The organism is Pseudomonas kuykendallii, assembly GCF_900106975.1.
In the GTDB taxonomy this organism is placed as follows: Bacteria; Pseudomonadota; Gammaproteobacteria; order Pseudomonadales; family Pseudomonadaceae; genus Pseudomonas_O; species Pseudomonas_O kuykendallii.
The window spans coordinates 208,307-232,305 of record NZ_FNNU01000004.1; the positions used below are offsets into that span (position 1 = coordinate 208,307).

The 23,999-nt window shown below is 63.4% G+C and carries 19 protein-coding genes; all 19 read right to left on the reverse strand.

The window, feature by feature from the left end; all coding sequences use genetic code 11:
* Positions 1-70 precede the first annotated feature (70 nt).
* Entirely contained in the window at positions 71-424 is a 354-nt protein-coding gene (locus BLV15_RS14350) for an Hpt domain-containing protein (protein WP_090229576.1), read from the reverse strand.
* 30 nt (positions 425-454) lie between these two features.
* Positions 455-2,143: a fused response regulator/phosphatase gene (locus tag BLV15_RS14355; RefSeq protein WP_090229578.1), complete on the reverse strand. Its 1,689-nt coding sequence runs from the start codon at positions 2,141-2,143 to the stop codon at positions 455-457.
* 6 nt (positions 2,144-2,149) lie between these two features.
* Entirely contained in the window at positions 2,150-2,455 is a 306-nt protein-coding gene (locus BLV15_RS14360; protein WP_090229581.1) for an STAS domain-containing protein, read from the reverse strand.
* 82 nt (positions 2,456-2,537) lie between these two features.
* The gene (gene fliJ / locus BLV15_RS14365; protein WP_090229583.1) at positions 2,538-2,987 is read right to left on the reverse strand and encodes a flagellar export protein FliJ; all 450 of its coding nucleotides are present in this window, start codon (positions 2,985-2,987) and stop codon (positions 2,538-2,540) included.
* 3 nt (positions 2,988-2,990) lie between these two features.
* A complete protein-coding gene (gene fliI / locus BLV15_RS14370) occupies positions 2,991-4,346 on the reverse strand; it encodes a flagellar protein export ATPase FliI (RefSeq protein WP_090229586.1) in 1,356 nt (451 codons plus the stop codon).
* A complete protein-coding gene (gene fliH, locus BLV15_RS14375) occupies positions 4,336-5,115 on the reverse strand; it encodes a flagellar assembly protein FliH (protein ID WP_090229588.1) in 780 nt (259 codons plus the stop codon). The genes fliI and fliH overlap by 11 nt, the downstream gene beginning before the upstream one ends.
* Positions 5,116-6,129, reverse strand: coding sequence for a flagellar motor switch protein FliG (gene fliG, locus BLV15_RS14380; protein WP_090229590.1), 1,014 nt, complete (start codon positions 6,127-6,129; stop codon positions 5,116-5,118). It abuts the gene before it with no gap.
* On the reverse strand, positions 6,122-7,930 hold the full coding sequence (fliF, locus tag BLV15_RS14385; protein WP_090229592.1) for a flagellar basal-body MS-ring/collar protein FliF: 1,809 nt from the start codon (positions 7,928-7,930) through the stop codon (positions 6,122-6,124). Before fliF ends, fliG begins: the two co-directional genes overlap by 8 nt.
* 19 nt (positions 7,931-7,949) lie before the next feature.
* Positions 7,950-8,282, reverse strand: a complete 333-nt coding sequence (gene fliE, locus BLV15_RS14390; protein WP_090229594.1) for a flagellar hook-basal body complex protein FliE — start codon at positions 8,280-8,282, stop codon at positions 7,950-7,952.
* 254 nt (positions 8,283-8,536) lie between these two features.
* On the reverse strand, positions 8,537-9,925 hold the full coding sequence (fleR, locus tag BLV15_RS14395; protein ID WP_090229598.1) for a sigma-54-dependent response regulator transcription factor FleR: 1,389 nt from the start codon (positions 9,923-9,925) through the stop codon (positions 8,537-8,539).
* Positions 9,926-9,927: 2 nt separating this feature from the next.
* Positions 9,928-11,130 (reverse strand): sensor histidine kinase, encoded by a 1,203-nt coding sequence (locus BLV15_RS14400; RefSeq protein WP_090229601.1) that lies wholly within the window; start codon positions 11,128-11,130, stop codon positions 9,928-9,930.
* 163 nt (positions 11,131-11,293) lie between these two features.
* A complete protein-coding gene (locus BLV15_RS14405) occupies positions 11,294-12,766 on the reverse strand; it encodes a sigma-54 dependent transcriptional regulator (RefSeq protein WP_090229604.1) in 1,473 nt (490 codons plus the stop codon).
* A gap of 162 nt (positions 12,767-12,928) precedes the next feature.
* Positions 12,929-13,222, reverse strand: coding sequence for a flagellar protein FliT (gene fliT, locus BLV15_RS14410; protein WP_090229606.1), 294 nt, complete (start codon positions 13,220-13,222; stop codon positions 12,929-12,931).
* 2 nt (positions 13,223-13,224) lie between these two features.
* Complete coding sequence (gene fliS, locus BLV15_RS14415; RefSeq protein WP_090229609.1) at positions 13,225-13,629, reverse strand: flagellar export chaperone FliS; 405 nt, start codon at positions 13,627-13,629, stop codon at positions 13,225-13,227.
* Between the two features lie 209 nt (positions 13,630-13,838).
* Positions 13,839-15,338, reverse strand: coding sequence for a flagellar filament capping protein FliD (fliD, locus tag BLV15_RS14420; RefSeq protein WP_090229612.1), 1,500 nt, complete (start codon positions 15,336-15,338; stop codon positions 13,839-13,841).
* A gap of 65 nt (positions 15,339-15,403) precedes the next feature.
* A complete protein-coding gene (locus tag BLV15_RS14425; protein WP_090229614.1) occupies positions 15,404-15,772 on the reverse strand; it encodes a flagellar protein FlaG in 369 nt (122 codons plus the stop codon).
* Between the two features lie 73 nt (positions 15,773-15,845).
* A complete protein-coding gene (locus BLV15_RS14430) occupies positions 15,846-17,291 on the reverse strand; it encodes a flagellin (protein ID WP_090229617.1) in 1,446 nt (481 codons plus the stop codon).
* Between the two features lie 230 nt (positions 17,292-17,521).
* Positions 17,522-22,693, reverse strand: coding sequence for a glycoside hydrolase family 99-like domain-containing protein (locus tag BLV15_RS14435; RefSeq protein WP_090229619.1), 5,172 nt, complete (start codon positions 22,691-22,693; stop codon positions 17,522-17,524).
* Positions 22,693-23,988: an RraA family protein gene (locus BLV15_RS14440; protein WP_090229622.1), complete on the reverse strand. Its 1,296-nt coding sequence runs from the start codon at positions 23,986-23,988 to the stop codon at positions 22,693-22,695. Before BLV15_RS14440 ends, BLV15_RS14435 begins: the two co-directional genes overlap by 1 nt.
* Between the last annotated feature and the right edge of the window lie 11 nt (positions 23,989-23,999).

Sequence of the window (23,999 nt, forward strand, 5' to 3'; positions counted from 1 at the left end):
GTTAGGGGCCAGCTTTGGGAAAGCGCCGGTTTACGCGGCTTTGCGCCGGGATAAGGGTCTTCGCAGTCACTCAACCGCGAAAACGTTGACGCTCCGACTTCATCAGGATGCGGACAATGGCGAATTCACGGTTGATCTGCTCGACCAGAACGGCGGCGCTGTCAAACGACTGCCGCTCGCTCTGGTCTTCGAGCTGCTTGCACAGGTCCGCCAGCGACAGGGCGCCCATGTTGCTGCAGCTGCCCTTGAAGCTGTGCGCGGTCAGACGCAGGAGCTGCGCATCCTTGACCTGCAAAGCCCCGGCCAGCAGGCGCACGCGCTCTTCGGAATCGGCCAGAAAGGTATCCAGCAGAACCGGGTACTCCGCTTCCATGAGGTCCTGCAGTGAAGCGAGGACAGTACCGTCGAGATGCGCGTCTGACACTTGCTCACTCCATGATCAAGGGGGTGGGAATTATGCCTGAGCGGACCAGGAAAACTCCACGCTGACGCCCCGCCCATCGTTCTCCCAGTCACTCTTCTCGGCCAGCTGGCTGACCAGTTTCAAGCCACGCCCGTGCAGTTGTTCGGCGGCTTGCTCGCAGGCTCTGGCCGCCGCCAGGTCGAATCCGCCGCCGCTGTCCTCGACCCGCATGATCAGGCGCCCGCCTCCGTGCTCGGGGCGCAGTTCCAGGTGAAAACGCACGAAGCCTTCCTCCAGCCGGGCGAGCCGCTCCCGGCGCTCGCCGTAGTACTGGGCGAAGCCTTGCACGTCGCGCTTGAGCGACGAGTCCAGGCGCAGCACGCCGTGCTCCAGGGCGTTGGAGTAGAGCTCGACCAGCACGGTGTAGAGCGCTCCAACCTGAGAACGCAGGCCCTGCACCTCCAGCAGCAGCTGCAGCAGGTAGGGCAACGGATTCATATGCTTGAGGGTTTCCGCGCGGAATTCGAAACAGGCCGACCAGTCCAGCGGCGTGTCGTTGCCGTCGTTGGAGAACGTCAACGGCGAGGACCTCGCCTCCTCGATCAGGCTGAGTTCGATCAGGCTGACGTCGTCCTGGGTTTCGCCGCGGAAGGCGCTCAGGGCCTGCTGCACCTCGTCGAACAGCTGGCCGCGCTGCTCGTTCGCCGCCATCAGGTCCAGCAGGCGCTGTTCGCCGAACAGCTCGCCGGCATGATTGCGCGTCTCCAGCAGCCCATCCGACAGCAGCAGCAGACGGTCGCCCTCCAGCAGCGGGTAGACCTCGTACTTCTCGTCGAACACCGCCGGCTCCAGCACGCCGAGCGGCAGGTGACGGGAAACCAGCGGAATACGTTCGTTGCTCCCGCCGCGCAGCAGGTAGCCGTCCGGCAGGCCGCCGTTCCACACCTCGACCACGCGCCGGTGGAAACTCAGGTTGATCAGCGTCGCGCAGCAGAACACCCCGACCGGGAGGATGCGCTTGAGCTTGGCATTCACCTCGCGAAGGATGTCGGCAAGCCCGTAGCCCTTGGTGGTCATGCCGTAGAACACCTCCGCCAGCGGCATCGCCCCGATCGCCGCGGGCAGCCCGTGGCCGGTGAAGTCGCCGAGCAGCACATGCATGCCGCCAGAGGGTTTGTACGCGGCCAGCATCAGGTCGCCGTTGAACAGCGCGTAGGGCGATTGCAGGTAGCGGATATTGGGCGCGTTCAGGCAGCCCGAGTGCGCGACCTTGTCGAACACCGCCTTGGCCACGCGCTGCTCGGCAACCAGGTGTTCGTTGTGCTTGGCGATCAGGTCGCGCTGCTCCAGCACCGTCTGCTGCAGGCGGCGCAGGCGGTCCATCGCGCGAATCTTGGCGCCGAGGATCACCCGGTTGTAGGGCTTGGCGAGGAAATCGTCGCCGACCTCGAGACAATGCACCAGGGCGTCGTTCTCGGTCAGGGAGGTGAGGAAGATGATCGGGACGAGCGTCTCGCCAGCGGCGAGCTTGATCAGCCGCGCTGCCTCGAAGCCGTCCATCACCGGCATCAGCGCGTCCATCAGCACCAGCTGCGGCCGTTCGCGGCAGAACAGCTCCAGGGCTTCCTGCCCGTCGGCGGCGGTCAGCGCGCGATGGCCCTCGCGGGTGACGATGGCCGAGAGCAGCAGGCGATCGGCGGCGTTATCCTCCGCGATGAGGACCGACAACCGCTCAGACATACCGCCTCAACTGATCCGGAAGAGCTGTTCGAAATTGGAGATGGTGAGGATCTTGCGCACGTCCGGACTGCAGTTGATCAGGCTGATCGCGGCACTCTCGCCGCCGGCGTGATCGCGCAGCAGCAACAGCATGCCGAGCGCGGAACTGTCCAGATAGGTTGCACCCTTTAGGTCGATCACGTAGCGCTTGGGCGAGGTGCTTATGCGTTCGTAGGCGTCGCGGAATTCCTGGTGGGCACCGAAATCGAAACGCCCCTGGATGAGGATGGTCAGCTCCTGACCGTCATCGGAGGCTTGCGAGGTTATAGCCATGAATTCTCCTTATGCGCCGGGAAAGACTGCAGGCGGCGCCTGATCAAGATGTAGCACCGACTTGCCAGGGGAGCAACCGCAGTCAGTCGGTACGCCGCGCGGCCAGCCGGGCGGCAAGCTCGTCGAGCTGCTTCTGCTCGCGCTTCTCGTCCGCCGCCCGCGCTTCCTCGATGTAGCGCTGGACCAGCTTGCGCAGCCCTTCGAGGCGCGTGTAGCAGGCCTGCCAGGCGTCACGCGCCTTACGCAGGTTCTCGCGGTGAAAATCGACGTTGCGCTGCTGCTGGGCGACCGCCGTTTCCAGCTGCGACAGAAAGCGCTGGTAGTTGATCAGCCATTGCCCGGAAACGCCCTGCTGCCCCTGATTGACCAGTTGCTTCTGGTAGTCGCCGCGATACCGGTGCAGTTCGTTGAGCTGGTTTTCCACCTGGCCGAGCTGCGTCTGGCAGCGGCCAAGCATGCGCGCGGCCTCGCGCTCGGCCTTTTCCGCCATGTCCACCACCGGCACCAGCCGGGCCGCTCTGCTCTGCGCCATCTATCAGCCCTTGCCGGCCTGCAGAACCGCAGCCAGGTTCGCCGACGCCTGCTCCAGGCTCTCGCTTTCGCGCAGGCCCTGGCGCAGGTAGGCGACCATCAGCGGCTGCTTGGCGATGGCCATGTCGGTCTCCGGATCGCCGCCGGCGACGTAAGCGCCGACGCTGATCAGGTCGCGACTCTGCTGGTAGCGCGACCACAGCTGCTTGAAGCGCTGGGCGTTGCGCAGGTGTTCGGGGCTGACCACCTGCGGCATCACCCGGCTGATGGAGGCTTCGATGTCGATCGCCGGGTAGTGGCCCTCTTCCGCCAGGCGCCGGGACAACACGAAGTGACCGTCGAGGACCCCGCGCGCCGAGTCGGCGATCGGGTCCTGTTGGTCGTCACCCTCGGAGAGCACGGTGTAGAAGGCGGTGATCGAGCCGCCGCCGGCCTCGGCGTTGCCGGCCCGCTCGACCAGCTTCGGCAGCCGGGCGAACACCGAGGGCGGATAACCCTTGGTCGCCGGCGGCTCGCCGATGGCCAGGGCGATCTCGCGCTGGGCCTGGGCGAAACGGGTCAGCGAATCCATCAGCAGCAGGACGTTCTTGCCCTTGTCGCGGAAGTACTCGGCGATGCGCGTGCAGTACATCGCCGCGCGCAGGCGCATCAGCGGCGCTTCGTCCGCCGGCGAGGCCACCACCACCGAGCGCTTGAGGCCTTCCTCGCCGAGGATTTCCTGGATGAATTCCTTCACCTCGCGGCCACGTTCGCCGATCAGCCCGACGACGATGATCTCGGCCTCGGTGAAGCGCGTCATCATGCCCAGCAGCACGCTCTTGCCCACGCCCGTACCGGCGAACAGGCCGAGGCGCTGGCCGCGCCCCACGGTGAGCAGGCCGTTGATGCAGCGGATGCCGACGTCCAGCGGCTCATGGATGGGCTCGCGATTGAGCGGGTTGATGATCGGGCCGTCCATCGGCACCCAGTCCTCGGCCTTCATCCGGCCCTTGCCGTCGAGGGCGTTGCCTGCGCCGTCGAGCACCCGGCCGAGCATGCTCATGCCCATCGGCAGGCGGCCAGTATCGGGCATCGGTACCACGCGGGCGCCGGGCGCGATACCGGCCAGGCTGCCAACGGGCATCAGGTAGATCTTGCCGTTGGAAAAGCCCATGACCTCGGCTTCCACCTGGACCGGCTGGTAGCTGCCGTCATTGATCACCAGGCAGCGACTGCCGATGGCGGCGCGCAGCCCCTCGGCTTCGAGGGTCAGGCCGACCATGCGCAGCAGGCGCCCTTCCACCAGCGGCTGGCTGGGAAGCTGCACGGCCTCGACGTAGCCTGCCAGACGCCGGGCGAGGCTGGTGCGCTCAAGACGCATCGGGCGTGCTCAGGTCGACAGCGACATCGGCAGCCGGCGGGTGGACCTTCTGCTCGCGCTGGTGTTCGAAAATCTGGTTCATCGCCTGGGCCAGGCGCGTCTCGATGCTGGCGTCGATCTGGCTGTGCTCGCTTTCCACCTTGCAGCCTCCGGGCAGCAGGTTCTCGTCTTCCAGAATCCGCCACTTCTCCTCGTTGCGCTCACGCAACGCCTTGACCAGCTCGAAGTCCTGCGGATTGACATGGATACGCACGTTCTCGGCACCCATCGGCAGCAATTTGAGGGACTCACGGACGACCTGGCGCAACTGGCTGGAATCGGTCACCAGCTCGCGCTGGATGACCTGGCGAACGACGTGGCCGACCATTTCCACGAGCGTAGCCTCGAGCTGCTGGTCCTGCTCGCCGATGGGCTCGAACAGCTGTGACATCAGCTGTTCGAGCCGCTCGAGCTTGACGTTCAGCAGCGCGTCGGCCTCCTGCTTGGCCTTGATCTGGCCCGAATGGAAGCCGTCCTTCTCGCCGGTGGCGAAGCCTTCGTTGTAGGCGTCCTGGCGGATCGCCTCGAGTTCGTCGAGCGTCAGCGGCTTGACGGCCTGATCGGAGATGTCCTCGATCAGGTTCTGCGCACTCTCCTCGCTCGGCTCCGGCACCGCGGGCTCGCTGCCCGGCAGCGGCGGCGGGTCGAAACTGGGCAGCGACCAGCTCTCGAAACCACTGCCGCGAACGTCGCGCGCGCGGATCAGGTCGCTGGGCTCTTCCTTCGCCATTTAGATCATCTCTTCGCCGCCCTTGCCACCCAGGACGATTTCCCCGGCTTCGGCCATCCGGCGGGCAATGGTAAGAATTTCCTTCTGCGCGGTCTCGACGTCGCTGACGCGCACCGGGCCCTTCGCTTCGAGGTCGTCGCGCAGCAACTCGGCGGCGCGTTTGGACATGTTCTTGAAGACCTTTTCCTTAATCGCCTCGTCGGAGCCCTTGAGCGCTAGGACCAGCACGTCGGACGAGACTTCGCGCATCAGCGCCTGGATGCCGCGGTCGTCGACGTCGGCCAGGTTGTCGAAGACGAACATCAGGTCCTCGATCTGCGACGACAGGTCTTCGTCCATCTCGCGGATCGAATCCATCAACTGGCCTTCGGACGAGCTGTCCAGGTAGTTCATGATGTCGGCCGCACGCTTCACGCCGCCCATGGTGGCGCGCGAGGTGTTGGAGCTGCCGGAGAACTGCTTCTCGAGAATCTGGTTGAGCTCCTTCAACGCCGCCGGCTGCACGGTGTTCAGCGAGGAAACGCGCAGGATGATGTCCAGGCGCACCTTGTGGTCGAAGTGGCTGAGCACCTCGCCGGCCTGGTCGGGGTCCAGATAGGCGACCACGATCGCCTGGATCTGCGGGTGCTCGTAGCGGATAACGTCGGCCACGGCGCGCGGCTCCATCCACTTCAGGCTGTCCAGACCGCTGGTGCTGCCACCGAGGAGAATCCGGTCGATCAGGCTGCCGGCCTTGTCCTCGCCCAGCGCCTGGGTCAGCATCTTGCGGATGTAGCCATCGGCGCCGACGCCGAGGCTGGTCTGGTCGCCGACGATGTCGACGAACTCGCCCATCACCTTCTCGACCTGCTCGCGGTGCACGTTGCGCATCTGCGCCATGGCCATGCCGACGCGTTGCACTTCCTTCGGACCGAGGTGACGCAACACCTGCGCAGCGTCGGTTTCACCCAGGGACAACAGCAGGATGGCTGCCTTGTCGACCTTGTTCAGCTTGGTGGGGGCGCGCTCATTCATCGGCGTTGATCCAGTCTTTCACGACCTGGGCGACACGGCCCGGGTCTTCGGCCACAAGATTCTTGATGGCGTTGAGCTGCGCATCATAACCCTCGGACGGGCTCGGCAGCATGATGCTCTGCGGGCCGCCAAGGCTCACGCGATCGTCCGACAGCTCACCTTCAAGCCCACCGTTCAAGCCTCCGGCTACACCACCCGCGGCACCGAAGGCGCCCAGCTCCTTGCCCTTGCCGCCGCCGCTGATGTTGTTCAGCACCGGACGCAGGACGAACCACACCAGGATCATGATCAGCAGCGCCGGGAACAGTTGCTTGAGCGTACTCATCAGCATGCTGAACCAGGTCTGCTCGTACCACGGAATGTCGATGGCCTCGATGCCGGTGTCCGGAGCGAAGGCGTTGTTGATCACGCTCACGCTGTCGCCACGGCTGGCGTCGAAGCCTACGGCGTCCTGTACCAGGCGGGTGAAGCGCGCCAGTTCGTCGGCGTTCCATGGCGTGTGGGTAACTTCGCCATTCTCAGGGTTGACCTTGATCTGGTCGTCCAGTACCACCGCAACCGACAGACGGCGCAGACGGCCCTGCTGCTGCTTGGTGTAGCTGACGGAACGGTCCAGCTCGTAGTTGCGGGTAGCCTGTTCGCGCTTGTCGGCCGGGAACGGCGCCAGCATCGGCTGACCGGTGGCCGGGTCCATGATCTGTGCGCCATTGGCGTCGAGCAGCGGCTGGCCGGCGGCGATCGGGCCGGCAGGTGCGGCAGCGGCCTGGCCGGTCTGCTGCGGTGCGCTGGCGGGACCCGGAGGCTGGTTGGACAGCGCGCCCGGCACGCCGCCGCTGCTGGAGCTGGTGCTGCGTTGTTCGTTGACCGACTGCTCGCTGCGCAGCGCCGGCTGATCCGGGTTGAAGGTTTCGGAGGTGGATTCCACCGCGCTGAAATCGACGTCGGCGGAAACTTCGGCCTTGTAGCGGCCGTTACCGACCACCGGCTGGAGGATGTTCTGCACGCGCTGGGTGAACATGGTTTCCATGCGGCGGCTGTAGTCGTACTGCTTGCCGGCCATCGACAGCTCGGACAGCTCCTGCTGGTCGGACAGCAGGTTGCCCTTCTGGTCGACGACGGTGACTTGCGACTTGCTCAGCTCCGGCACGCTGGTGGCGACCAGATTGACGATCGCCATCACCTGGCTCGGCTCGAGGCTGCGGCCCGGGTACAGCTCCACCAGCACCGAAGCGGTCGGCTTGCGGTCGTCGCGAACGAATACCGAACTCTTCGGGATCGCCAGGTGCACGCGGGCAGCCCTGATGTTGTTGAGGCTGGCGACGGTACGCCCCAGCTCACCTTCCAGGCCGCGACGGTAGTTGGTCGCTTCCATGAACTGGCTGGTGCCGAGGGCCTGCTCCTTGTCGAGAATCTCGAAGCCGACGTTGCCGTCGGACTGCTGGATGCCGGCGCCGGCCAGCTTGATGCGGGCGCGGGCAACGTCGTCGGCCTTGACCAGCAGCGCGCCGGAGTTCGGCTCGATCTTGTAGGGGATGTCGGCCGTGGTCAGTGCTTCGATCACCTGGTTGGCGTCCATACCGGTCAGGCTGCCGTACAGCGGACGGTAGTCCGGCTGTTGCGACCAGAGCACCACGGCGAAGCCGATGGCCACGCTGGCGGCCAGGCCAACCAGCAGCCCGATCTGGCGCAGCATGCTCATCTGCGACAGGTTGCTGAGGAAGGCGAGACCCAGCAGCGGCTTCTTCGGCTCCGAAGCGTCGGCGGGGTTGCGGGCGGGAACGTTCATAACAGCATCGGCCATGTCTTGATCCTACCTGCCCTTAAACCGGCATCTGCATGATGTCTTGATACGCCTGAACCAGTTTGTTACGCACCTGGGTCATGGCCTGGAAGGAAACGCTCGCCTTTTGGGATGCGATCATCACGTCGGTGATGTCCACCCCACTCTTGCCCATCTCGAACGCATTGGAGAGCTGGCTGGAGGCTTGCTGGGTTTCATTCACCTTGCCTACGGCCTGACCGAGCATGTCGGCGAAGCTTGGCGCGCCCACTGCGGCGGGCTCGCTGGCCGCCGGTTTGGCGCGGGCCATCGCTTCCGTCTGCATGGAACGCATTTCCAGCATCAGTCGATTGAATTCAATACCCTGGCTCATCGCACTCTCCGGCTTCCGCAGCTTTTTTGACGCTTGGCGGCTTCTTGAACAGGAGATTGCAACTAGGGTGCCAAAACCTGAACAGGTTCGGCATACGGGCTGGAGCGCCCGGTGGACGCGGCCTGCAGCGATGCAGGCGCTTTCGTCAGGTCAGTTTTTCGATACCCGCGCGAACGAAATCTGTCGAGAAGTTCGACGGAATCGGCGGCTGGGATAGCCGCTGGCGGATTACTGGCGGGATGCTGCGGACGACCTCAACTGGCGTAGAGATAGGCCTCCACATCCATCCCGGCGTCGCGCATCTGGGCCAGCTTGTAGCGCAGGGTGCGCGGGCTGATCCCCAGGCGCTCCGCCGCCTCCTTGCGTCGGCCGCGCTCGCAGCGCAGCGTCTCGATGATCATCTTGAACTCCCGCCGGCGCAGGTCTTCGCTCAGGTCGCCAGCGGCCTGCGCCGCGGCGGGCGGCGGACTGACCAGCATTGGCGCGGCCACCGGCACCGGCACCGGGGCATAGCCGATGGGCGAGGTCAGGCACAGGTCGTGGGGCTGGATGATGCCGCCCTGCTGGAGGATCAGCGCGCGCTGGATGGCGTTGTCCAGTTCGCGCACGTTGCCCGGCCAGGGATGCGCGGTCAGGCAAGCGCGCGCCTGCTCGGAGAAGCGCACAGCGGCGTGGTTCATTTTCTTGACGTGCTTGCTGAGCAGACGTTCGGCCAGCGGCAGGATATCGGCGGTCCGTTCGCGCAGCGGGCGCCAGGCCAGCGGGAATACCGAAAGCCGGTAGTAGAGATCTTCACGGAAGCGCCCCGCCGCCACTTCCGCCTGCAGATCGCGGTTGCTGGTGGCGAGCACGCGGATGTCCAGGGCAATCGGCTTGCGCGCGCCGACACGCTCCACTTCGCGCTCCTGCAGCACCCGCAGCAGCTTGGCCTGCAGGCCGAGCGGCATTTCGGAAATCTCGTCGAGCAGGAGAGTCCCGCCCTCCGCCAACTCGAACTTGCCCGGCTGTGCGCTGACCGCGCCGGTAAAGGAACCCTTCTCATGGCCGAACAGCGTGGCCTCGAGCATGTTGTCGGGAATCGCCGCGCAGTTGATCGCGATGAACGGCTTGGCGGCACGCGGCGACTGCTGGTGGATGTAGCGTGCCAGTACTTCCTTGCCGGTGCCGGATTCGCCGGTGATCATCACCGTCGAGTCGCTCCGGGCCACACGGGCCGCCAGGTCGAGCAGTTGCAGGCTGGCCGGCTCCAGTGCGACCGGACCTTCCTCGCTTACGCCAGGACAGCCGAGCGCGTGGCGCCCGACGAGCTCCAGCAGGGTGTTCGAGTCGAACGGTTTGACCAGGTAATCGACGGCGCCCTGGCGCATCGCGTCCACCGCCCGCTCGACGGCGCCGTAGGCGGTCATCAGCAGCACTGGCAATTGCGGATAGCGCGAGCGGATCAGCCCGAGCAGCTGATGACCATCCATGCCCGGCATGTTCACGTCGCTCAGCACCAGGCTGAAAGCGTGTTCGTGCAGCGCGGCGAGCGCCGCCTCGGCGCAGTCCACGGCGACGAAATCGTGACCGGCCAGCGCCAGCGTGTCGGCCAGGGCCTCGCGCAGGGCGCGGTCGTCTTCGACGAGCAGGATGTTCGCGGTCATGGTCACTCCGGAAAAGCAGTGGGGGCCGCAGCGATCAGCGGCAGATCGAGAATCGCGCAGGTACCGAAGCCAACCCGCGAACGCAGTTGCAGCGTGCCGCGATGCGCACGCGCCACGGCCTTGACCACCGCCAGCCCGAGCCCGGTGCCGGTGGTCCTGGTGGTGAAGAACGGTTCGCCCAGCCGCGCCAGGGTCGGCGCATCGATGCCGGGGCCGTTGTCGCTGACGCACAGGCGCAGGTGGTCGCCGCGCGCGTACAGGTGAATCTTCAGGGCGACACCGCGCCCGGCGGCCTGGAGGGCGTTCTCGATCAGGTTGATCGCCGTGCCGACCAGGGTGTCGCGGTTGCACAGCAGTTCGCCCACCCGCGCGTCGCACTGCCAGCGCACGTTTACCCCGTCGATATGGGTCTCCGCGGCGCTGCGCAGCGCGTCGAACAACGCCACCGGCGTCAGTCGATCGGTCATCGGCAGCTCGCCACGGGCGAACACCAGCATGTCGCGGACCTGGTGCTCCAGCTCATGCAGGCGCTCCTTGAGACGCCCGGCGAAACGTTGTTGCTGCTCGGGAGGCAGCACGCGCTCGTTCAGATGGCTGGCATAGAGCATCGCCGCCGACAGCGGCGTGCGCACCTGATGCGCCAGCGAGGCGACCATCCGGCCGAGCGCGGAAAGCCGCTCGTGACGGGCCAACTGGTCCTGCAGGCGGCGGGTTTCGGTAAGGTCGGTGAGCAGCACCAACTGGCCCGGCTCCCCATTCAGCGAACGCGTCGCGATGGACAGCCGCCGGCCATCCTTGAGCGACACTTCGTGGCCATCGTCCTGGCGCGGCGCGAAGCAACGGACGATCACCTGGCGCCAGAGCACCCCGACCAGCGGCTGGCCGAGGAGTTGTCCGGCAACCGGATTGGCTTCGCGGACCAGGCCCTGGCCGTCGATGACCACGACCCCGCCGGGAAGCAGGTCGAGCAGGCTCTGCAGACGCTGCGCCAAGCGCTCCTTCTCCGCCAGCTCCTGCATGCGCTGAGCGCTGACCAGTTCCAGTTCGCCGGTGAGCTGATCGACGCGGGCCTGCAGCGATCCGTAGGAGTCGCTGAGCCGTTCCGACATCTGCTCGAACAACGCATACGCCCGGCCCAGTTCATCGGCGGAGCGATCGCTCGGCGGAACGGGTTCGATGGCGGCGCTCTGGGCGACTGGCTTCATGTGAATCTCTCGCGTGGCGACCGTCAGAGAACGGTCGTGTTGAGAGACGAATAGCAATCCCCGTGCCCATAAAAAAACAGCCCGCTTTTCAATGAGTTGAAAAGCGGGCGTCAAACTTTTGGAAGGGAAACCCGTGAAGCGGGCGTGAGAGACGAGAAGCGCGTCAGCCCTCGTCTTCATCCTCGCGGCGGCTCATGCCGTATTTGCGCATTTTCTCCACCAGCGTCGTGCGGCGGATGCGCAGGCGCTCGGCGGCGCGTGCCACCACGCCGTTGGCGTCGTCCAGCGCTTGCTGGATGAGGCCCTGCTCGAGGTTGCCCAGATAATCCTTGAGGTCCAGGCCCTCGGGCGGAAGCATGCTGCCGGAGTCGATGCCCACCGGAAGCTGGCTGGTCAGCGCGGCGCGCTCTTCGAGCTCTTCGCGCAGGCTGGCGGTGAGGTTCTCGTCCTCGTCGTCGACGTAGCGGAATTTCTTCGGCAGGTCGGAAACGCCGATCACCCCGTACGGATGCATGATAGCCATGCGCTCCACCAGGTTGGCCAGCTCACGGACGTTGCCCGGCCAGTCGTGCTGACACAGCGACATGATTGAGCCGGAGTTGAAACGGATCGAACCGCGCTTCTCATGCTCCATGCGCGAGATCAGCTCGCTCATCAGCAGCGGGATGTCCTCGACGCGCTCGCGCAGCGGCGCCATCTCGATGGGGAAGACATTGAGGCGGTAGTACAGGTCCTCACGGAAGCTGCCCTCCTCGATCATCTTCTCGAGATTCTTGTGGGTGGCCGCGATGATGCGCACATCGGCGCTCTGGGTCTTGTTGCTGCCGACGCGCTCGAAGGTGCGCTCCTGCAGCACGCGCAACAGCTTGACCTGCATCGGCAGCGGCATGTCGCCAATTTCATCGAGGAACAGCGTGCCTCCGTTGGCCAGCTCGAAGCGCCCTGCCCGGCTGGTGATGGCGCCGGTGAACGCGCCCTTCTCGTGGCCGAACAGTTCGCTTTCCAGCAGCTCCGCCGGGATCGCCCCGCAGTTGACCGGCACGAACGGCCCTTCGCGACGCTTGGAATGGTAATGCAGGTTGCGCGCGACCACTTCCTTGCCGGTGCCCGACTCGCCGAGGATCAGCACGCTGGCCTCGGTGTCCGCGACCTGCTGCATCATCGTCCGCACGTGCTGGATGGCGCGGCTTGTGCCCACCAGGCTGCGGAACAGGTTCGGCTCGCGCTGACGACCACGCTCGCGGGCCTCGTCGTACATTTCGCGATAGACCTGGGCGCGGTGCAGCGAGTCGAGCAGCTTGTTGTAGCTGGGCGGCATCTCCAGCGAGGCCAGCACGCGGCGGCGCAGCTCTTCTGGGCAATCCGCGGCGAGCGACTCTCCGATCATCAGCACCGGGAGGAACTCGTCCCAGGCACCGATCTGCTTGAGGAGCTCGCTGCTACCGCCCTTGGCGATGACTTCGCCGAGCAGTACGCCAAGCACGTCCCGACTGGAGTTCAACGGAGCGATGCAGTCCCGCCACTCCTGACTGCGACAGGCCAGGTGATCCTCGCCAAGAAAATTGAGGATAACCGCCAGGTCGCGACGACGGTCGTCATTGTCATCGATCAGGAGAATCTTGGTTTCACGCCACATAGAGGTTGGCTTCTAGGTCGGACGGAGAAAAGGCCACACGGCTCTAACGCGGTAGCAATATGCCGCTAGTAAAGTCAAAAAACGGTCGCCAGTCAAATTTATGGCACAAAAAAAGCCTGGATTTGACTCAGGCTTGCTTTGTGTCACTTCACCAGCACGGTGTCAGCCAAACATCTTGTAGATCTTGGCGCCCTGATGGGCCTTGTTGACCTGTGCCATTTCCTCGCCGAGGCGCTCGCGAACATTCCTGCAGGAGGTGACCAGATCGCGGTAGATCGCAAGGATGTCCTCCAGCGTCATCTTCAGGTCGCTGTCGCGCTCGACTTCGCGCATGGCGTCATCGACCGCTTCGCGGCACTGCTGATCGAGCAAGCCGATAGCCGCCCAATCCTGATTGGTCAGCGCATCCCGCAAAGCTAAACCGGTAGTTTCGAGACGCTTAACGGCAGTGTTCATGATCACGCACCTTGAATGGGAGCAGGAGCCGGCGCGATGCCGTCCCAACCATCTTTGACCTTGCGCAGCAGGGAAGAAACCAGTTCCAGGGAGCTGGGGTCGTTTTTCAGGTTGGCCTGAAGCAGACGCTGGCTCATGAATTCGTACAGGCCTTCGAGGTTGTCGGCGTACTCGCCGCCCTTGTCCTTGTCCAGCGCCTGACGCAAGCCGTTGATGATATTGATGGCTTTGCCGATCAGCACGCCTTTTTCGCTGGTCTGACCACGCGCCATGGCGCCCTGAGCCTGGGCTATCCGGTCCAAAGCGCCCTCGTAGAGCATCTGGATCAGGCGGTGAGGAGTTGCTTCGGCCAGTTGCGACTGGGTGCTGACTTGCTGGTAATTCCTGAGGGCAGAGGCTGGGTACATGCCGGCGGCTCCTAAATGAGACGAATGAAACCTTCTGATTTAGTTATCGGGTCAGCCGGTGGAATCTTTAGCGTGGAACGCAAATTTGCTCGGAGAAAGCGTGGCGGGGAGACACAAGGCAACGCCATTACGGAGCGTGGCGATCGCGGCAAATGCCCCGTTACTCATGCTCCGTCCCAGGTGGCGGATGGGGTGATAGCCCCGGAACATCAATTGTCCTTGTTGTTCAACGCGTTGAGCGTTTCGAGAATGCTCGAGCTGGTCGCGTTGAGCTGGGCCACCAGGGCATCCATGGTGTTGTACTTCTTGTAGAGGCTGGTCTGCAGTGTCTCGATCCGCCGATCAAGCGATTCCTGCTGGTCATCCAGTTTGTCCAGCGTGCCCTGCAGCGAGTCCTGCTTGCTTTCGAGAAGGCCGCCCTTGGCGGTGTACACCGAGGTGACATCGCCGAGACGCGAAATCAGCCCGTCGTCTCCCGTGAAGAAGGACTTGACCGAGTCGTAGTTGGCTTCGACTCCGGCGGTCAACGCCTTCTCATCGAGCTTCAGGGTGCCGTCCTTGTTCGTCGATACGCCCAGCTGCGCCAGGATGCTCAGGCTACCGCTGCCCGTGGACGGCTGGACCATTGCACTGCGGACCGAGTTCATCATGGTCCGCATCGTCGCATCACCGACCAGAGCGCCTGCGTCCGTGGTGCTGCCATCGGCGGACACGGTGACCTTGGTCAGCGCGTTGGTCACCGTCATCAGGGTGTTGTAGGCGTTTACGAAGGTCTCCACCGACGACTTGATGCCATCGGTGTTGGTCGACATCGAGATCGTCGACTCGCCCTTCCCCTTCAGGGTGATGGTCAAGCCGCTGAGGGCGGACGTGGTGTTGGTCGAACTGGACATCTCCAGCCCGTCGAGGGTGAACTTGGCATCCCCGGAAAGGGTGATGTAACCGGCACCGGTGCCGCTCTGCTTCTGCAAATTGTGCGACACGGTGGTGACGCCGTCGTCGTCGGTGGTGGACGTGACGTTGACATTCAGTGCGGCCAGATCACCGGTACCCGACATGAAGATATCGGTATTCTCGCCGGTGGTCTCCGACGACAGTACGAGGCGTGAACCATTGGAGTCGGTAACGATGTTCGCGGTGATACCGGCGCTCGAAGACAACTGCGAGTTGATCGAGTCGCGGATGCTGCTCAGCGAGGCGCCGGCAGCCACGTTCACCGAATAGGTGGCGTTGTCGCCCACGTCGATTTTCAGCTTCCCACCGGACGCAAAGGTGGTGGCGCTGCCGCCGCTGAGACTCGCGGTAGCCACCTTCGAGGCGGTGGCAAGACTGGTGACGTTGAGCGCGTAGGAACCCTCCACGGCACCCGACTTGGAGGTGACGGTGGCGACCGTCTCGGTGGACGACTTGGCACTGAGACCGTCGAAACTGGTGCTCTTCGACGTCAGCGCGGTCAACGAGGCCTCGAAGGCCTCCATTGCCGCCTTCAAGGTGCCCACGGCAGACAAACTGGTTTCGGTCTTCGCCGTAAGGCGATCGATCTGCCCCTGCTTGGGCGCCTTCTCGGCGTTGACGGTGACTTCTACCAGCGCATCGATATCCAGCCCGGAACCCAGACCGGTGATCGACGTTTTGGTGGACGACGAGTTGGTGGTGGTAGCCGGCGTCGTCGTAGACGTCGTTCCCGTCGTAGAAGTTGTAGTCACCATCGCTGATATCCCCTATGCCATTTTAGTGGCGCTGATACTTCCCTTCCAGCAAAAACCGCGCCAGATCAAGCCTGTTCGCGAAACAGCAAACTGCGCATGCCGTCCAGATTAGCAGCCAGTTCCAGCGCTTCCTCCGAGGGAATTTGGCGAATCACTTCACCGGAGTCGCTGGCGACGACCTGCACGACCACCCGGCCACTGGAGTCGTCGAGGTGGAAATCCAGATTGCGTTTAATCGACTGGGCGTAGTTCTGCATGCTCGCTACCGCCGAGTCCAGCTCGCCACGATCAATCGATTCACCCGCACTCACCGCGTTTTCGGCCTTCCCGGTCGCCACGCTGGTTACCGCCTCCGACGAAGCCTTGCCCGACGTAGCGGACGTGGACGTGGTCGTGGACGGGACATATTGCACATTCGGAGTCGTGATGTTCATTTGGAAATCACCTCACAACGGGAAAAGGGGGAAGGCATCAATGCACTTCCCCCTCCACCCTATTTGGTATCGATTACTGGAGCAGACTCAGTACAGCGGACGGCAGCTGGTTGGCCTGGGCCAGGATCGCTGTCGACGCTTGTTGCAGAGTTTGCTGCTTGGTCAGCTCGGCAGTTTCCGATGCGAAGTCAGCGTCCTGAACGCGGCTACGTGCAGCCGTGGAGTTCTCGGAGATGCTCTGCAGGTTGGAAACCGTGCTGTCGAAGCGGTTCTGTACGGCACCGAGGTCGGCACGCTGGGCATCGATGTTGGAGATCGCCTTGTCGATGACCGAGATCGCTTTCTGCGAGCCGCGAGCCGAGGTGATGTCAGTATCGGTGACGCTGGTCAGCTCGGACTTGGTGGTGCCGCTACCGAACACAGTGGCCGCTACAGTACCGGTCTTGTCGGTGAGGCTGTAAGCCTTGGCCGAGTTCAGATCGACAGTACCGCGGACGGTCTGGCCGTCGGCCACCTGAGTCCCAGCACCGAACTCGCCGTCAGAATCCTGCACCGCGACCTTCACGCCCGCTGCGGAAGCCGTGTTGCCTGCGTCCACGTCGAAGGAGATGTTCTCACCGGTGCTGGAGGTGATCGACAGCTCGCCGCTTTCTTCGTTGTAGTTGACGGAGATACCCAGCGCCGAGGCGTTCGAGCTGAGCTGGTCGGCCAGGTCGGAGGTCGAATGGGCACCCACGATGCTCGCCGAGGCAGTGCCGACGTTGACGGTGAACGAAGCACCGCTGGTTGCCGCGCCGCTACCGGTGTCGATGCTCAGTTGAGCGGTCGTGGAAGCGGTGGCGCTCAGGCCGGTGATCGAGTTGTTGAGGCCCTTGGCGATGTCCTTAGCGGATGCGCCGGCTTCGATATCGACGTCTTTGGTCTTGCCGCCACCAGTAACGGTGATGGTGCCTGCACCGGCAGCCGAGCCGCTGGCGACGACGGCCGCGTCGGCGGAAGCCTGCTGCGAACCGATACGGTTGGCCGAAACGTTACCCAGGGTCAGGTTGATGGTTTCGTTGGCGTTGGCGCCGACCTGGAAGCTGGAAGTACCGAAGGAGCCGTCGAGCAGGTTACGACCACCGAAGGTGGTGGTGCTGGCGATACGGGTCAGTTCGGTGGAGAGCTGCGAGTACTCGGCCTGCAGGGAGTTGCGGTCTTCGTCGCTGTTCGAGCCGTTAGCCGATTGCAGGGCCAGTTCACGCATACGTTGCAGGATGTTGGTGGATTCCTGCATGGCGCCTTCAGCGGTCTGCGCGATGGAGATGCCGTCGTTGGAGTTCTTGACCGCTACATCCAGGCCGTTGATCTGGCTGGTCAGGCGGTTGGAGATCTGCAGGCCAGCCGCATCGTCTTTGGCGCTGTTGATTTTCAGGCCGCTGGACAGACGTTGCATGGTGGTCGACAGAGCGTCAGAAGACTTGTTCAGGTTCTTCTGGGTATTCAGTGCGGCAATGTTGGTGTTGACGGTAAGAGCCATGACGAGAACCTCGTGGTGTGGGCTTGTACGACTCCCGGCCTTGGCAACCGCCGGGATTGGCCTAGAGAGCTTTCGTGATGTTTATCGTCGTGCCGGCAGAAAGCTTTAACGTTTTTTAAAACTTTTTTGCTGTAGGGCTTGACCGCCCTCGCGAGACTCCGAACATCACCACGGAGCCACGTCTTCAGGCATCCGGGTTATCGGTTCGGGCTCGCGAAACTTTAACGCTTTCAGTCAGGCAGCCAGGCCTTGCGCCAGGCCTGCAGATTGTCGCCTTCGAGCATCCACTCGGCACGCACCTTGGTCTGCAATGCCGCGCCCATCGCAGCCGCCGCATCCAGGTCCTGCAGGTGCGCCCGGATCGCGTTGAGCCAATCCTTGTAGCGGTTTTTCACCAGCGTCACCGGCAGGTCGCACCGGTAGGGCTCGATATCGCTGCACACTACCGGGAAGCCGCAGGCGCCGTACTCGAGCAGGCGAAGATTGCTCTTGCACTCGTTGAAGCGGTTTTGCTCGAGCGGCGCGAGGGCCAGATCCAGGTCCAGACTTGCCAGCCTTTCGGGATAGCGGTCGAACGGAACACCGGGGTGGTACTCGGCCATGAACGGCAACAGCTCGTCCGGGCACATGCCCATGAAGACCCAGTCCACCTCGCCCGCCAGCGCCCTGACCACGTCGGCGACCATTTTCAGATCGCCGCCATGACCAAGCCCACCAGCCCAGCCCACCCGGGGCTTCGGACCCGACCGGCGCTGCCCCTGCAAACCTTTCCACGACTCGGGAGCGAGCGTGTTCCTGACGACGCGAATGTCCGAATGCATGCCGGCCAACGCCGCCGCCAGCGGCTCCGTCGATACGACGAAACGGTCGCACAGGGAAAGGACCTTGCGCAGCGAACGCACGACTTCACGGGAAAAATCGGCACGGTGCTGGCTGCCGAGCGGAAGCTCGATGATGTAGTCGTCCAGCTCATAGACCTTGAGCGCCGTGGAGAACGCCTTGAGTCGGCTGACGTAGTTGATCTGCGGTTCCAGCAACTGCCGCTGGAGGATCACCGAGTCCGGCTTGAAGCGCTCGACCTGGGCAGGCGTCAGCAGATAGCGGCTGTATCCACCCTGTGCAAGCCCCGCCTGCGCCAATGCATTGAACGGCTGAAGAACGCGGTATTGCCCGCCGCCATACGCGTCCGCGGCGTGGCAAAGAATCGACGGCACGGCTTTCTCCGCGAACGGCTGCCAATAGAATCGCTCGCTCTCGGCAGCCAGGGAGAAACCGCCCGCATACAGCGTGAGGTTCTTGTTGTAGGCGGGGTCTTCCGCGATCTGTGGGAGCCAGCGGGCATACATCGCCAGTTGCTCGCTGTTGAAACGCTCCTTCTTCGACGACGCGTACTGCGAATCCAGATTCCTCTGACTGACGCTGCCCTCGTGCACCAAAACCGCATAGGGCGTCCACACCGTCAGATAGCCGGCGTAACGCACCTTGAGGCCAAGATCGACATCGTTGTACGAGACCTTGAAATCGTCTTCGTCCAGGCCACCGACCTCGGCATAGACCGAGGCACGGATCATCAGGCAGGCCGCGGTGACGACCGTGTAGTTCTGATCGACCAGCAGCCGATGCATGTAGCCGGGAGCGTCGGCCTGCTCCCCGATGAACGGGTGGTCGGCAGGGCCACCCAGACCCAGAATGACGCCGCCGTGCTGGATGGTCCCATCCAGGAAGTGAAGCTTGGCACCGACGATTCCCACTTCAGGGCGCCGGGCGTGGTTCAACAGGGCATCCAGCCAACCGGCTTCTATGATCGCGGTGTCGTTGTTCAGCAGAACCAGGTACTCGCCCCGCGCCTGCTCCGCGGCGAAGTTGTTGATCGCCGAATAATTGAAAGGCTTGGGATAGCGCAGTATGCGCACCTTGTCGCTACCGAGCTGCTCCATGCCGGCCAGCCAGGCGATGGCCTCGAGAGTTTCGCTCGCGTTGTCGACGATCAGCAGCTCGTAGTTCGCATACCGCGTCTTCTCGATGAGGCTTTCGACGCAGCGCCGCAGAACGGGAAGTTGGTCGCGGGTGGGAATGATGATGGAAACCAGCGGCTGGCTGGCGTTGTGGTAGGCCACCCGATTGATCATCGGCAAGGCGCCCTGGGTAATGCTGTGGGCAATGCCCAGGCGAGTCAGGTGATTGGACGTCAGCCGCGGTGCGTTCGCAATCACCTCATCCTCGGCCAGCCAATGCCCCATATGCCTGTCGCAGTGCACCAGCACTTCGGCGATATGACCAATCGAACCCAGCCCCCGGCTTTCCACCAGCCGGAACATCACATCGTGCGGGCTCAACTCGCCAAAGGACGGATCGAACCCGCCGACGGCCAGGAAGGCGTCCTTCTCGAAGGCCAGCGTGCGGCCGCAATAGGGATAGCTGCGCAGGAAGTCGAGGTTGAAATCCGGCTTGAAGAAAGGATCGCGATAGTGCGCGCCGTCCAGCGCGTCCTCATCGGCGTAGATACTCGATAACGACGGCTCGGCATTGAGGCGGTCGTTCAGCAACACCAGTGCGTGCGCGTCCAGCACGTCGCCCGCACGCAGCAGATAGAACCAGTCGGCCTCTAAGGACGGAATGACGTCGTTGATTTGCGACCACACTGAATCGCCCTCGAGCCAGAGGATACGATCGGACAGCTCGCCCGGCCTTCGCTGCGCGGAAAACACGATGATGGGCCCGGCGTGATAGCACTGCTCATCCACGGCACGGAGGGTTCGGCCCAGAAGCTCCGGCGAGCCGTCGTGATCGCTGATGACGACAGCGAAGCGCAAGGCGGCGGCATAGCCTTCGATGCGGGCGGGCAGATTATCCGCCTCGCCCAGCGACAGCGTTCTGCCGGCGACCCAGCGCCCGTAATCGGCGACGAACGAATCGAACGCCGGATCAGGCCGCACCGCTATCTCGCCGGCCACACTGACGGCTTCGTTGACGGCCTCGCGGGTTGCCTCTAGGTACGCCAGGCCGTGCCTGACGTCGGGCTCGAGGTGGCAGCCCTCGCCCCACTCGTTCCAGGCGTTGATGAAGACCAGACGCTCGTCGCCCTCGAATTCCTCCAGGGTCTTTCTCAGCGTCGTGCCAAGCCAGTCCTTGTAGGCCGCGGGGCTCGCATTGACCAGCATGGTCGCCCCACCCTTGCGGCGCCGCGCGCTGTTGTCCCAGCTCGGCACCAGCCCGCGGAAGCGCTTGTATTCCGCGCGAGGGCGGGACGACCAGAAGTCGGCGAGCTTTTCGTAATCGCCAATGGACTGGATGTGCTGCCGGGGGTGCGTCAACGGGCCTTCCGGAGCGAGCACGGAAAAATCGACCTGGTGCGGCAGGAACTCGCAGTTGGCATCGAAGCCGGCTTCGCTGGGGGAGAAGAACTTGAAGCTTTCCACGCCGACCAGATAGGCCTCGCCAATCCCCGCGTCCCGCCAGGTCTGGCGCCAGGTTTCGAGCGTCGTCTGGAGGTCCGGGATGATGTCGCTTCGATAAACGAGAAGCACCGGCTTGCCCTCGACCCGGATGTAGCGCGGGTCGGAGAAGTACGGAATCAGGTCTTCGGCGAACTTCTCGCTCAACTCCGGCGAGTAGCTCTGCGCGATCAATATCTCCTTGTCTCCGCCATCCCAGCGGCGGGTCCAGTTTTCATTGGCCCAGCACAGGCAGAACGGCAGATCGATGTCCGGATTGGCCAACAGCAAATCCACGGGCTTTTCGAGAAGCCGCTTTCTATCGAACCAGTAGTAGTAGAAACAGAAGCCATACACGCCGTGACTGCGGGCCAGTTCGGCCTGGCGACGAAGCGTCTCGACATCTAGAAGGTCGTAGTAACCCAGGTCCCCGGCAGGAACATGCGGCTGGTAATGCTCGTCGAACAGCGGCCGCCCGAGCTTGACGTTGTCCCACTCGGTGAACCCCTTGCCCCACCAGGCATCGTTCTCGGGGATCGCGTGAAACTGCGGCAGGTGGAATGCGATCAGACGCAGCAGGTCTTCGGGCCTGGGAACCGGCTCGCAAGGCACCACGGGAGCCAACTCGGTTGACTTGGATTCGGGCGCCTGCCGGTCGATTTCGACCGCCGCGCTCGCCACCACGGCGGCGAGCGTCGAGCTCTGCCCCAGGCTGCCGCGCAGGACGCCTTCCAGATTCGGCTTGTCGCCTGTGAGATAGGCGTCGTGAAGTTGCGCCAGCGTGTAGACGGGACGCTCCTCGTCGAAAACGCCCTGCCCGACGGACAGGCAGAACGACTCGAACCAGTCGCCGTCGTAGATCGATTCGAACAACACGTAGTAATGGCTGAACAGCCAGTACAACGCATGATCACGCGCCGCATCGAAGCCCTTCGCCAGAACGTCGTCCAGGCATTCGAGGCGATGGGCATCGGCGAACGGCGTCATGTAGGAGTCACCCAGCGCGATCAATGGGCGCTGGTAAAACAGGGCATGCATGCCGACCGAAGAGGTGACTGTAACGACGGCATCGCACAACAGCAGGACCAGCTGCGAGCAGGCGTAGATATCACGACCGCGCGCATCCCAGATCAGGTTGGGATGCCTGGCCTTCAGGTAGCTGTAAATCTCGTCCGTCACCGCCGGGTTCTCGGGGTGCTCGGTGACCACCACCGCGATATCGGCAGATACGTTGCGCAGGACGTGCTGCAGGTAATCGAACTGCGAGGAGAACTCGCAGTTGGCATCGAAGGCGTAATAGTCGGAAAACTGCAACGGCAGCAGAACGCTGCGGGAAAACGCGTTCAACCGGTCGCCGTAGATTTCCTCGGCGATCGGCAGCAGCTTTCTGAGCCCGTCATCCAGATAGCGCTCGCGCAGCTGCGAAATGAAATGCAGCGCCTCCGGCCCCGCACGAAAGGCGTTGATCGCATCGGCATGTCGGCACAGGTAGCTGTCCCGGAACATCCCGCAGGCGTCGAAATACAGTGTCATCGGGAAGGGCTTGCGGGAAAACATCCCCACTTCGATGTTCAGGATCTGCGCGTCGGGGAACACTCGGTTCAGAAACGGCGCGGGCGAAAAGGAAAAAATCACATCGGGCTTGTAGTCGCCCAGAAGACGCTCGGCATACGCCGCGAATACGTCGAGGACTTCGCCGTCCTCGCCGTTGTACCAGCGGGAGGTGATATCGAGATAATCGCGGCCGACCTTGCCAATGAATGGCTGATAGTCAGCGATATACAGCTCTTCCCGAGCAAACCCTCTCTTGAGCGCCTCCGACTCCAGTGGTTCACCGATCAACAGGCGAAAATCGCCCCCAACCTCCTTGAGCGGTTTGGCGAAGGTTTTCGCGAAGTCCAGCCAGCCCGCTTTCCAAAAGGGCCTCTGCCGTTCGATGAAGGGTTCGAGGTAGTACAGAAAATTCATCAAAACTCCCCAATCGAACTGAAGATTTCCTGGGCCGGAAGCCCCATCGCTACCGCCCTGCCGACGCGCCACTCCTTGTCGATGCCCTGCAGCACGGCGGCCTTGACCTCAGCCCATTTCTCCCGCGGAACCACGACGATTCCGTCTTCGTCGCCGAACACGTAGTCGCCGTTGGCCACGCGTACTTCGCCGATCAGAACCGGCTTGTTCATCGAGCGGACGACTCCGCGATACTTGATGTCGGAGCAGTAATGGCCCTGGGAGAACACCGGGAAATCCAGGTTGCGCACGGCGTTCACGTCGCGGGTCAGGCCGTTGATGACGGCGCCGACCGAGCCGGCGCGGGACGCGAGCCCAGCGTTCAGATTGCCGAAATAGGCGCTGTCCGGAACCGGATTGTTGACCACGATGACATCGCCCGGACGGACGAATTCGTAACTGCCCAGGGCGTCATAGATGCCCTCCCAGGACTCGGCGGGCTTGCAATGATCGAGCTGCAGGGTCTTCGCCAGGCCGAACACGCGCCGGCCCATGTTGGGCTTCAGCTCTTTCGGCAGCGTGCAGTCGTACCCCAGTTGCCGGGTGATATCGGAGAGGATTGCGGACGACAGGAAGGGTTTGAGCGCCTGCATCGCCAGGTTCTCCTGGGCGCGCTTGCCGGCGGAGACGGTCTCGGCCAACTGCAGGTCGGCGGGCCAGTTCACATCCAGGCTTTCTTCGGGGCTGAGCTCGAAAAACGTCGGCTTCTCGGTGAAACGCCGGGTGATGGGGGCGTCACCTCGCTTGACCATGTACAGGCTCATCGCCTCGATGTAGGTGGGCGGCAGATCCACGCTGTTGGGGATGCGCCCCGTGCCGTAGTGAGGGCCGTCCTCCCCCCAGGTGTATTGCTTTTCCTTGCGGATGGCGATCAGCGAATCCGCCCCGCTCTCGCGCAACTGGCGAAGCGCGCGGCCGATGCACTCGGCATCGACGAAGGGCGCGGTGCAAAGCGTCTGGATGTAGATGTCGGCCTCGACCTGGGCGCATTCGTAGGCGAACAGCTCATGCCCGTCGGTTTGATTGCTCGCCAGCTCGCTCGGGCGCTTCAGGAACTTGACGGGCAGATCATCGACCAGCGCAGCCAGCTCGTCCGAATCGGTGTCGAGATAGACCTCGTCGATCTCCTTGCAGTCGAGCAGTTGGCGAAGCTTTCTCTTGAAGAGGTGCTCACCGTCCAGAACGGCCAGGTTCTTGTTCTTGATTCGTTCGCTGCTGCCCTTTGCGGGCATGATGGCGACCACTTTTCCGGACATATCTGGCTCCT

Bases quoted from the DNA above. Each gene is read 5' to 3' on its own strand.
- BLV15_RS14355 (WP_090229578.1), bottom strand. From the start codon at position 2,143: ATGTCTGAGCGGTTGTCGGTCCTCATCGCGGAGGATAACGCCGCCGAT.
- BLV15_RS14360 (WP_090229581.1), bottom strand. From the start codon at position 2,455: ATGGCTATAACCTCGCAAGCCTCCGATGACGGTCAGGAGCTGACCATC.
- fliJ (WP_090229583.1), bottom strand. From the start codon at position 2,987: ATGGCGCAGAGCAGAGCGGCCCGGCTGGTGCCGGTGGTGGACATGGCG.
- fliI (WP_090229586.1), bottom strand. From the start codon at position 4,346: ATGCGTCTTGAGCGCACCAGCCTCGCCCGGCGTCTGGCAGGCTACGTC.
- fliH (WP_090229588.1), bottom strand. From the start codon at position 5,115: ATGGCGAAGGAAGAGCCCAGCGACCTGATCCGCGCGCGCGACGTTCGC.
- fliG (WP_090229590.1), bottom strand. From the start codon at position 6,129: ATGAATGAGCGCGCCCCCACCAAGCTGAACAAGGTCGACAAGGCAGCC.
- fliF (WP_090229592.1), bottom strand. From the start codon at position 7,930: ATGGCCGATGCTGTTATGAACGTTCCCGCCCGCAACCCCGCCGACGCT.
- fliE (WP_090229594.1), bottom strand. From the start codon at position 8,282: ATGAGCCAGGGTATTGAATTCAATCGACTGATGCTGGAAATGCGTTCC.
- fleR (WP_090229598.1), bottom strand. From the start codon at position 9,925: ATGACCGCGAACATCCTGCTCGTCGAAGACGACCGCGCCCTGCGCGAG.
- BLV15_RS14400 (WP_090229601.1), bottom strand. From the start codon at position 11,130: ATGAAGCCAGTCGCCCAGAGCGCCGCCATCGAACCCGTTCCGCCGAGC.
- BLV15_RS14405 (WP_090229604.1), bottom strand. From the start codon at position 12,766: ATGTGGCGTGAAACCAAGATTCTCCTGATCGATGACAATGACGACCGT.
- fliT (WP_090229606.1), bottom strand. From the start codon at position 13,222: ATGAACACTGCCGTTAAGCGTCTCGAAACTACCGGTTTAGCTTTGCGG.
- fliS (WP_090229609.1), bottom strand. From the start codon at position 13,629: ATGTACCCAGCCTCTGCCCTCAGGAATTACCAGCAAGTCAGCACCCAG.
- fliD (WP_090229612.1), bottom strand. From the start codon at position 15,338: ATGGTGACTACAACTTCTACGACGGGAACGACGTCTACGACGACGCCG.
- BLV15_RS14425 (WP_090229614.1), bottom strand. From the start codon at position 15,772: ATGAACATCACGACTCCGAATGTGCAATATGTCCCGTCCACGACCACG.
- BLV15_RS14430 (WP_090229617.1), bottom strand. From the start codon at position 17,291: ATGGCTCTTACCGTCAACACCAACATTGCCGCACTGAATACCCAGAAG.
- BLV15_RS14435 (WP_090229619.1), bottom strand. From the start codon at position 22,693: ATGAATTTTCTGTACTACCTCGAACCCTTCATCGAACGGCAGAGGCCC.
- BLV15_RS14440 (WP_090229622.1), bottom strand. From the start codon at position 23,988: ATGTCCGGAAAAGTGGTCGCCATCATGCCCGCAAAGGGCAGCAGCGAA.